General features: G+C 71.2%; 4 protein-coding genes. 1 reads left to right on the top strand and 3 read right to left on the bottom strand.

Features of this window, described 5'->3' with window-relative positions; genetic code table 11:
* Positions 1–116: 116 nt before the first annotated feature.
* The 3 genes from ACWDYJ_RS01325 to ACWDYJ_RS01315 form a co-directional block, all read right to left on the bottom strand.
* A complete protein-coding gene (locus ACWDYJ_RS01325; RefSeq protein WP_451563366.1) occupies positions 117–1,577 on the bottom strand; it encodes a glutamate synthase subunit beta in 1,461 nt (486 codons plus the stop codon).
* Entirely contained in the window at positions 1,570–6,114 is a 4,545-nt protein-coding gene (gene gltB, locus ACWDYJ_RS01320) for a glutamate synthase large subunit (RefSeq protein ID WP_451563573.1), read from the bottom strand. Before gltB ends, ACWDYJ_RS01325 begins: the two co-directional genes overlap by 8 nt.
* 397 nt (positions 6,115–6,511) lie before the next feature.
* On the bottom strand, positions 6,512–7,243 hold the full coding sequence (locus ACWDYJ_RS01315; RefSeq protein ID WP_451563365.1) for a VIT1/CCC1 transporter family protein: 732 nt from the start codon (positions 7,241–7,243) through the stop codon (positions 6,512–6,514).
* 258 nt (positions 7,244–7,501) lie between these two features.
* Here ACWDYJ_RS01315 and ACWDYJ_RS01310 point away from each other — a divergent pair, with 258 nt between their 5' ends.
* Positions 7,502–8,488 carry an ADP-ribosylglycohydrolase family protein gene (locus tag ACWDYJ_RS01310; RefSeq protein ID WP_451563364.1) on the top strand — a complete coding sequence of 329 codons (987 nt, stop codon included), beginning with the start codon at positions 7,502–7,504 and terminating at the stop codon, positions 8,486–8,488.
* Positions 8,489–8,970 lie beyond the last annotated feature (482 nt).

Below are 8,970 nucleotides of genomic sequence, written 5' to 3'. Positions count from 1 at the left end.
CCGAGCGGTGCGAGCCCGGCGTCAAGAAGGAGCCTTGGCGGGCGCTGTGTCGGAATTCCGTACACCGTTGTACGGACCGTATGAGGGGTCCTCCCGGAGGGAGGGGTACTGCCGGGTTAAACCGTCAGCGAGCGGTCCGTCGGCTTGACCGGGTACGGGAGGGCGCTCGCGCCCGTCAGGTAGCGGTCCACGCCGCGGGCGGCCGAGCGGCCTTCCGCGATGGCCCAGACGATGAGCGACTGGCCGCGGCCCGCGTCGCCGGCGACGAAGACGCCGTCCACGTTGGTCGCGTACGCGGCGTCGCGCTCGATGTTGCCGCGGGCGTCCAGCGCCAGGCCGAACTGCTGGACCAGGCCGTTCTCCTGGTCCGTGCCCGTGAAGCCCATCGCGAGGGTGACCAGCTGCGCCGGGAGGACGCGCTCGGTACCCGGCTTCTGGACGAGCTTGCCGTCGACGAACTCGACCTCGACCAGGTGCAGGGCCTTGACGTTGCCGTCCTCGTCGCCCTCGAAGTGGGTGGTGGAGACGGAGTAGACCCGCTCGCCGCCCTCCTCGTGCGCCGAGGTGACCTTGTACAGCATCGGGAACGTCGGCCACGGCTGCGAAGCGACCCGGTCCTCCGACGGACGCGGCATGATCTCCAGCTGCGTCACCGAGGCCGCGCCCTGGCGGTGGGCGGTGCCGACGCAGTCCGCTCCGGTGTCGCCGCCGCCGATGACGACCACGTGCTTGCCTTCGGCCGTGATGGGGGGCGCCATGAAGTCGCCCTCCTGGACCTTGTTCGCGAGCGGCAGGTACTCCATCGCGAAGTGGATGCCGCGCAGGTCTCGCCCGGGGACGGGCAGGTCGCGGGAGACCGTCGCGCCGGCCGCGATGACCACCGCGTCGAACCGCTTGCGCAGGTCGGTCGCGCTCAGGTCGCGGCCGATCTCGATGCCGGTACGGAACTTCGTGCCCTCCGCGCGCATCTGCTCGATGCGGCGGTTGATGTGCACCTTCTCCATCTTGAACTCGGGGATGCCGTAGCGGAGCAGACCGCCGATGCGGTCCGCGCGCTCGTACACCACCACGGTGTGGCCGGCCCGGGTCAGCTGCTGGGCCGCGGCCAGGCCCGCCGGACCGGAGCCGATGACGGCGGCCGTCTTGCCGGACAGGCGCTCCGGCGGCTGCGGGGTGACGTTTCCGTTGTCCCAGGCCTTGTCGATGATCGAGACTTCGACGTTCTTGATCGTGACGGCGGGCTGGTTGATGCCGAGCACGCACGCCGACTCGCACGGAGCGGGGCACAGGCGGCCCGTGAACTCCGGGAAGTTGTTCGTCGCGTGGAGGCGCTCCGAAGCGGCGCTCCAGTCCTCGCGGTACGCGAAGTCGTTCCACTCCGGGATCAGGTTCCCGAGCGGGCACCCGTTGTGGCAGAACGGGATGCCGCAGTCCATGCAGCGGCCGGCCTGCTTGCTGATGATCGGGAGCAGCGAGCCCGGAACGTAGACCTCGTTCCAGTCCTTGAGGCGGTCAGCCACAGGACGGGTGCAGGCGGTCTCGCGCGGGGTGGTGAGGAAGCCCTTCGGGTCAGCCATGGGTCGCCGCCTCCATCATCTTCTCCGTGGTCTCGGATTCCGAGAGTCCGGCCAGCTCAGCGGCGTCCTTGGCGGCGAGCACTGCCTTGTACGTGGTCGGGATGATCTTGCTGAAGCGGTCCGCCGACGCGGACCAGTCAGCCAGGAGCTTCGCGGCCACGGTCGAGCCGGTCTCCTCCTCGTGGCGGCGCACCACATCGTGCAACCACTGCTTGTCGGCGTCGGACAGGTCGGTCTCGACCGCGCCCACGTTGCCGACGTTGACGTTCTCCAGCGCGAGGTCGATGACGTACGCGACGCCGCCCGACATGCCGGCCGCGAAGTTGCGGCCGGTCTCGCCGAGGACGACCGCCTGGCCGCCGGTCATGTACTCGCAGCCGTGGTCGCCCACGCCCTCCGAGACGACCAGCGCGCCGGAGTTGCGGACGCAGAAGCGCTCGCCGGTGCGGCCTCGCAGGAACATCTCGCCGCCGGTGGCGCCGTAGCCGATGGTGTTGCCGGCGATGGTGGAGTACTCGGCGAGGTGGTCGGCGCCGCGGTCCGGGCGGACCACGACGCGGCCGCCGGAGAGGCCCTTGCCGACGTAGTCGTTGGCGTCGCCCTCCAGGCGAAGGGTGACGCCCTTGGGCAGGAAGGCGCCGAAGGACTGCCCGGCCGAACCGGTGAAGGTCAGGTCGATGGTGTTGTCGGGCAGGCCCGCGCCACCGAACTTCTTCGTGACCTCGTGGCCGAGCATGGTGCCGACGGTCCGGTTGATGTTGCGGATCGCGACCTGGGCGCGGACCGGGAGGGCCTCCTCGGCCGTGGCGGCGTTCAGCGCGTCGGCGGCGAGCTTGATCAGCTCGTTGTCGAGGGCCTTCTCCAGACCGTGGTCCTGCTCGACCAGGGCGTGGCGGACCGCGCCCTCGGGCAGCTCGGGCACGTAGAAGAGGGGCTCCAGGTCGAGACCCTGGGCCTTCCAGTGCGTCACGGCCTTGCTGGTGTCGAGCAGCTCGGCGTGGCCGACGGCCTCCTCGATCGTACGGAAGCCCAGCTCGGCGAGGATCTCGCGCACCTCCTCCGCGATGAACTCGAAGAAGTTGACGACGAACTCGGGCTTGCCGGAGAACCGGTCGCGCAGGACCGGGTTCTGGGTGGCGATGCCGACCGGGCAGGTGTCCAGGTGGCAGACGCGCATCATGACGCAGCCGGAGACGACGAGCGGCGCGGTCGCGAAACCGAACTCCTCGGCGCCGAGCAGCGCGGCGATGACGACGTCGCGGCCGGTCTTGAGCTGGCCGTCCGTCTGGACCACGATGCGGTCGCGCAGCCCGTTGAGCAGCAGGGTCTGCTGGGTCTCGGCGAGGCCGAGCTCCCAGGGGCCGCCCGCGTGCTTGAGCGAGGTGAGCGGGGAGGCGCCCGTACCGCCGTCGTGGCCGGAGATGAGGACGACGTCCGCGTGCGCCTTGGAGACACCGGCGGCGACCGTACCCACGCCGACCTCGGAGACCAGCTTCACGTGGATGCGGGCCGCCGGGTTGGCGTTCTTGAGGTCGTGGATCAGCTGAGCCAGGTCCTCGATGGAGTAGATGTCGTGGTGCGGCGGCGGGGAGATCAGGCCGACGCCCGGGGTGGAGTGCCGGGTCTTGGCGACCCAGGGGTAGACCTTGTGGCCGGGCAGCTGGCCGCCCTCGCCGGGCTTCGCGCCCTGCGCCATCTTGATCTGGATGTCGTCCGCGTTGACCAGGTACTCGCTGGTGACACCGAAGCGGCCGGAGGCGACCTGCTTGATGGACGAGCGGCGCGCCGGGTCGTACAGCCGGTCCGGGTCCTCGCCGCCCTCACCGGTGTTGGACTTGCCGCCCAGCTGGTTCATGGCGATGGCGAGGGTTTCGTGCGCCTCCTTGGAGATGGAGCCGTACGACATGGCGCCGGTGGAGAAGCGCTTGACGATGTCGGCGACCGACTCGACCTCGTCGAGGGAGATCGACGGCCGGTCCTCGCTCTTGAACCCGAAGAGCCCGCGGAGCGTCATCAGGCGCTCGGACTGCTCGTTCACCCGCTCCGTGTACTGCTTGAAGATGTCGTACCGGCGGTTGCGCGTGGCGTGCTGGAGGCGGAAGACCGTCTCCGGGTCGAAGAGGTGCGGCTCGCCCTCCCTGCGCCACTGGTACTCGCCGCCGATCTCCAGCGCGCGGTGCGTGGCCGCGATGCCGGAGGCCGGGTACGCCTTGGCGTGGCGCGCGGCCACCTCCTTGGCGATGACGTCCAGGCCCGCCCCGCCGATCTTGCTGGCGGTGCCGTTGAAGTAGGTCGCGACGAACTCGTCGTCGAGGCCGACGGCCTCGAAGACCTGGGCGCCGCGGTAGGAGGCGACGGTGGAGATGCCCATCTTGGACATGACCTTCAGGACGCCCTTGCCGAGCGCGTAGATCAGGTTCTTGATGGCCTGCTCCGGCTCCAGGCCGGAGAGGAAGGTACCGGCGCGCAGCAGGTCCTCGACGGATTCCATGGCGAGGTACGGGTTGACCGCGGCCGCGCCGTAGCCGATCAGCAGCGCGACGTGGTGGACCTCGCGGACGTCGCCGGCCTCGACCAGCAGACCCACCTGGGTGCGCTGCTTGGTGGCGATGAGGTGGTGGTGCACGGCGGAGGTGAGCAGCAGCGACGGGATCGGCGCGTGCTCGGCGTCCGAGTGGCGGTCCGACAGGACGATCAGGCGGGCGCCGGCCTCGATGGCCGCGTCGGCCTCGGCGCGGATCTCGTCGATGCGCGCGGCCAGTGCCTCGCCGCCACCGGAGACCCGGTAGAGGCCGGAGAGGGTGGCGGCCTTCAGACCCGGCATGTTGCCGTCGGCGTTGACGTGTATGAGCTTGGCCAGCTCGTCGTTGTCGATGACCGGGAAGGGCAGGGTGACGCTGCGGCAGGACGCGGCGGTCGGCTCGAGCAGGTTGCCCTGCGGGCCGACCGAGGACAGCAGCGAGGTGACGAGCTCCTCGCGGATGGCGTCCAGCGGCGGGTTGGTGACCTGCGCGAAGAGCTGGGTGAAGTAGTCGAAGAGCAGCCGGGGGCGCTCGGACAGGGCGGCGATCGGGGAGTCCGTACCCATGGAGCCGAGCGGCTCGCCCGCGCTGCGCGCCATGGGCGCGAGGATGATCCGCAGTTCTTCCTCGGTGTAGCCGAAGGTCTGCTGGCGGCGGGTGACGGAGGCGTGGGTGTGCACGATGTGCTCACGCTCGGGCAGGTCCGTCAGCTCGATCTCGCCGGTCTCCAGCCATTCGGCGTACGGCGCGGCGCCGGCCAGCTCGGCCTTGATCTCGTCGTCCTCGATGATCCGCTTCTGGGCGGTGTCGACGAGGAACATCTTGCCGGGCTGGAGGCGGCCCTTGCGGACGACCTTGGCCGGGTCGATGTCGAGTACGCCGACCTCGGAGCCGAGGACGACGAGGCCGTCGTCGGTGACCCAGTAGCGGCCGGGGCGCAGACCGTTGCGGTCGAGGACCGCGCCGACCTGGGTGCCGTCGGTGAAGGTGACGCAGGCCGGGCCGTCCCAGGGCTCCATCATCGTGGAGTGGTACTGGTAGAAGGCGCGGCGGGCCGGGTCCATGGAGGTGTGGTTCTCCCACGCCTCCGGGATCATCATCAGCACGCTGTGCGGGAGCGAGCGGCCGCCGAGGTGGAGCAGCTCCAGGACCTCGTCGAAGGAGGCGGAGTCGGAGGCGTCCGGGGTGCAGATCGGGAAGATCCGGTCCAGGGCGCCCTCGCCGAAGGCCTCCGACGCCAGCTGGGACTCGCGGGCCTTCATCCAGTTCCGGTTGCCCTTGACCGTGTTGATCTCGCCGTTGTGCGCGACGAAGCGGTACGGGTGGGCGAGCGGCCAGGACGGGAAGGTGTTCGTCGAGAACCGGGAGTGGACCAGGGCGAGCGTCGAGGCGAAGCGGCGGTCGGAGAGGTCCGGGAAGAAGGGCTCCAGCTGGCCGGTGGTCAGCATGCCCTTGTAGACGATGGTGCGCGCGGAGAGCGACGGGAAGTAGACCCCGGCCTCGCGCTCGGCGCGCTTGCGCAGCACGAAGGCCTTGCGGTCCAGCTCGATGCCACTGCTGCCATTGCTGACGAACAGCTGCGAGAAGGCCGGCATGGTGGCGCGGGCGCCGTTGCCGAGCAGGTCGGGGGTGACCGGAACCTCGCGCCAGCCGAGGACCGTCAGGTTCTCCTGGGCCGCGATCGCCTCGATCTGCTGAACGGCGACGGCCTGTGCGGGGCCGTCGGCGGGCAGGAAGGCGATGCCGACGGCGTACGCGCCGGCCTCGGGGAGGTCGAATCCGGCCGCTTCGCGCAGGAACGCGTCCGGCACCTGGCAGAGGATTCCGGCGCCGTCGCCGGAGTCCGGCTCGGAGCCGGTGGCGCCGCGGTGCTCGAGGTTCCGCAATACGGTCAGCGCCTGCTCGACCAGCGTGTGGCTGGCCTCGCCGCTGAGGTTGGCCACAAAGCCGACGCCGCAGGCGTCGTGCTCGTTGCGCGGGTCGTACATGCCCTGCTGGGCGGGGCGACCGTCCATGGGCGACCAGGCGGTGGTGCTGGGGCCGGTCGCGGAGTGCGTGGATGCGGAACGCATCGGCTCTCCCGTCGTCGTCGTGGCATATGTGCATAGCCGAGGGACGACGTTGGCCCTCTGCGAAATTTCGTGCAGGTTACATGATGACGGCAATCCCGCGAGGCGGATATTGCATTCCAGCATGCGGACACCGCACGAATCAGAAAGAAAGGGACCTTCGCGGAGGTTGCGAGGATTGCTGCACGACTTCTGCGGACACAACCCGGGTCGAAGATCCCGGCGCGAGGCGGGCATCATTGCCCGGGCGCCCTGGTCTGATGCCCCGCGGCAACGGAATCGAAACCGCCGGGTAACGGACTACTTATGTTGCGTACCGCATAGTGTCTCACTCCCGCGCCGGTTAGCCTATGGCGCCACCGATCCAGCTTCCCAGGATGTACGTCACACCGGCGGCGGCGCCACCCAGGACAAGCTGGCGCATACCGCTGTACCACCACGACCGGGCCGTGACCCGGGCGACGACCGCGCCGCAGGCGAAGAGCCCGGCCAGCGCCAGCAGCAGCGCCGGCCACAGGGCGGTCGCGCCGAGCAGGTAGGGCAGTACGGGGAACAGCGCGCCCAGCGCGAAGGAGCCGAAGGACGAGACCGCCGCGACGACCGGCGACGGCAGGTCGTCGGGATCTATCCCGAGCTCCTCGCGGGCGTGGATCTCCAGCGCCTGCTCCGGGTCGCGCGACAGCTGCATGGCCACCTCGCGGGCGAGGGCGGGCTGGACGCCGCGCGAGACGTACAGCTCGGCCAGCTCCTCCATCTCGTCGATCGGGTGCTTGCGCAACTGCTGACGTTCGACGTCGAGTTCCGCGAGGACCAGCTCGCGCTGCGAGGCGACGGACGTGTACTCGCCGGCGGCCATCGAGAAGGCGCCTGCCGCGAGGCCCGCCAGGCCCGTGATCACGATGGTCTGCGGGGCGACGGCGCCGCCCGCCACGCCGGTCATCAGGGCGAGGTTCGAGACGAGCCCGTCCATGGCACCGAAGACGGCCGGCCGCAGCCAGCCACCATTGACGTCACGGTGGGTGTGGTTGTCGCGGTGGGCGGTGTGAAGCGGCGCTTCGGTGTCGATGATGGACATGCGGCTTGTCTCCCCTTTTGTACGAGTGGGCACGCGCAGGCGACGCGCAGGCGTCCACTCCCCCTGAACACCTCGAAACTACGCACGATTTTTGCCGCCCGCCAGCAAGGAAGGCCGTACTTACCTGGGGTTTCGTGGATTGGCGACCGGGTGACGGGTGCGCCCGGGTGGTGTTTCGCGGCGAGCGACAAACCTCATGCCGTGGCACAAATCCCCCAAGGGCTCATCATGAGTCCCATCACGTTGGAGAGGCGCCCCATGGAGCTGATTGCATGCAATCCGCAGGTCCTCCTCGAACGGGCCAGGGGCGCTCTTCTCGGCCTCGCGGTGGGTGACGCGCTGGGCGCCCCCGCCGAGAACATGAAACCGTCGGAGATCCGGGCGAAGTGGGGCCGGATCGAGGGGTTCGTGTCCGAGGACCCGGCGGGCACGGACGACACGGAGTACGCCATCTTCTCGGGCCTGCTGCTGGCCCGGCACGGTTCGGCGCTCACCGTCGCGCACGTCGAGCGGGCCTGGCACCACTGGATCGCCGACCTGGACGAGGGACCGTTCCGCGGGGCGGGCTTCTCGGAGCGGGGCACGCTGGAGAACCTCCGCAGGGGCCTGGCCGCGCCGATCTCGGCGCAGCACCGCCACGCCTGGTCCGACGGTCTGGCCATGCGCGCGGCCCCCTTCGGGGTGTTCGCCGCCGGCCGCCCGGCGGAGGCGGCCCGGCTCGTCGCCATCGACGGCACGGTCAGCCACGACGGGGAGGGCATCTACGGGGGCCAGGCGGTGGCCGCCGGTGTCGCCGCCGCGATGGCGGGCGGCTCCCCCGCCTCCGTGGTCTCGGCGGCCCTGTCCGTCATCCCGTCCGACTCCTGGACGGCCCGCTCCCTGCGGCGCGCGGTCACCGCCGCCCCGCGCGGGGAACGGGCGGTGCGGTCGGCGGTGGTCATCGGGGGCTACCCCTGGACCGACCTCGCGCCCGAAGCCGTCGGCCTGGCGTTCGGCGCGTTCGCCGCGTGCGGCGGCGACTTCCCGTCCTCGGTCCTGACGGCCGTCAACATGGGCCGCGACGCCGACACCACGGCGGCGGTGGCGGGCGCCCTGTCCGGCGCCCTCTCCGGGGCCGCGGCGGTCCCCGCCGACTGGGCGTCGGCCATCGGCCCGGTCCGGGGCAGCTGCCTCCCCTCGATGCGGGGCTACCACGTCCTGGACATCGCGGACCTCCTCACCCCGGAATACGAGACCCCCCGATGACCCCACCCCCGTACACCCCGGACCCGGCCACTCCGGACGCCCCGCACCCGGACGGGGCAATGGCACCCCCTGACCCGACAGCCGCCCTCGCCCCCGCCCCGGAGGCGACAGCCGCGTCCCCTGACCCGCCCGCCACCCCCGCACCGAGGCCCAGGCCGGGGACCGCCCCGGCAGCCGCCACGTTGCCGGTCGCACCCGCTGACCCGGCTCCGACAGCCGCCCTCCGCCCCGCCCGGGGCCCGGCAGCCACCCCCGATACGCCCCCAGACCGGGTCGGCACAGCCCCAGCCTTCACAGCCGCGCCCCCGGACCCGCCCGCCGCCCTCGCCGGCCCCGGCACCGCGCCGAGGCCCGAGCCGGGCGCCGCCCCGGCGGCCGCAGCGTTGACGGCCGCACCCGCTGCCCCTGCCCCGGGTACGGTGGCCGCCCCGGGCCCGCCCGGCCCGGCTTGGGGCTCCGCCCCCGTCGCCTCGCGCTGATCC

It is taken from the genome of Streptomyces sp. NPDC003042, from assembly GCF_053591315.1.
This window is presented reverse-complemented; position numbering and strand designations above follow the sequence as displayed.

Coding starts and splice junctions, on each gene's coding strand:
- ACWDYJ_RS01310 (WP_451563364.1), top strand. CDS start 7,502: ATGGAGCTGATTGCATGCAATCCGCAGGTCCTCCTCGAACGGGCCAGG.
- gltB (WP_451563573.1), bottom strand. CDS start 6,114: ATGGACGGTCGCCCCGCCCAGCAGGGCATGTACGACCCGCGCAACGAG.
- ACWDYJ_RS01325 (WP_451563366.1), bottom strand. CDS start 1,577: ATGGCTGACCCGAAGGGCTTCCTCACCACCCCGCGCGAGACCGCCTGC.
- ACWDYJ_RS01315 (WP_451563365.1), bottom strand. CDS start 7,243: ATGTCCATCATCGACACCGAAGCGCCGCTTCACACCGCCCACCGCGAC.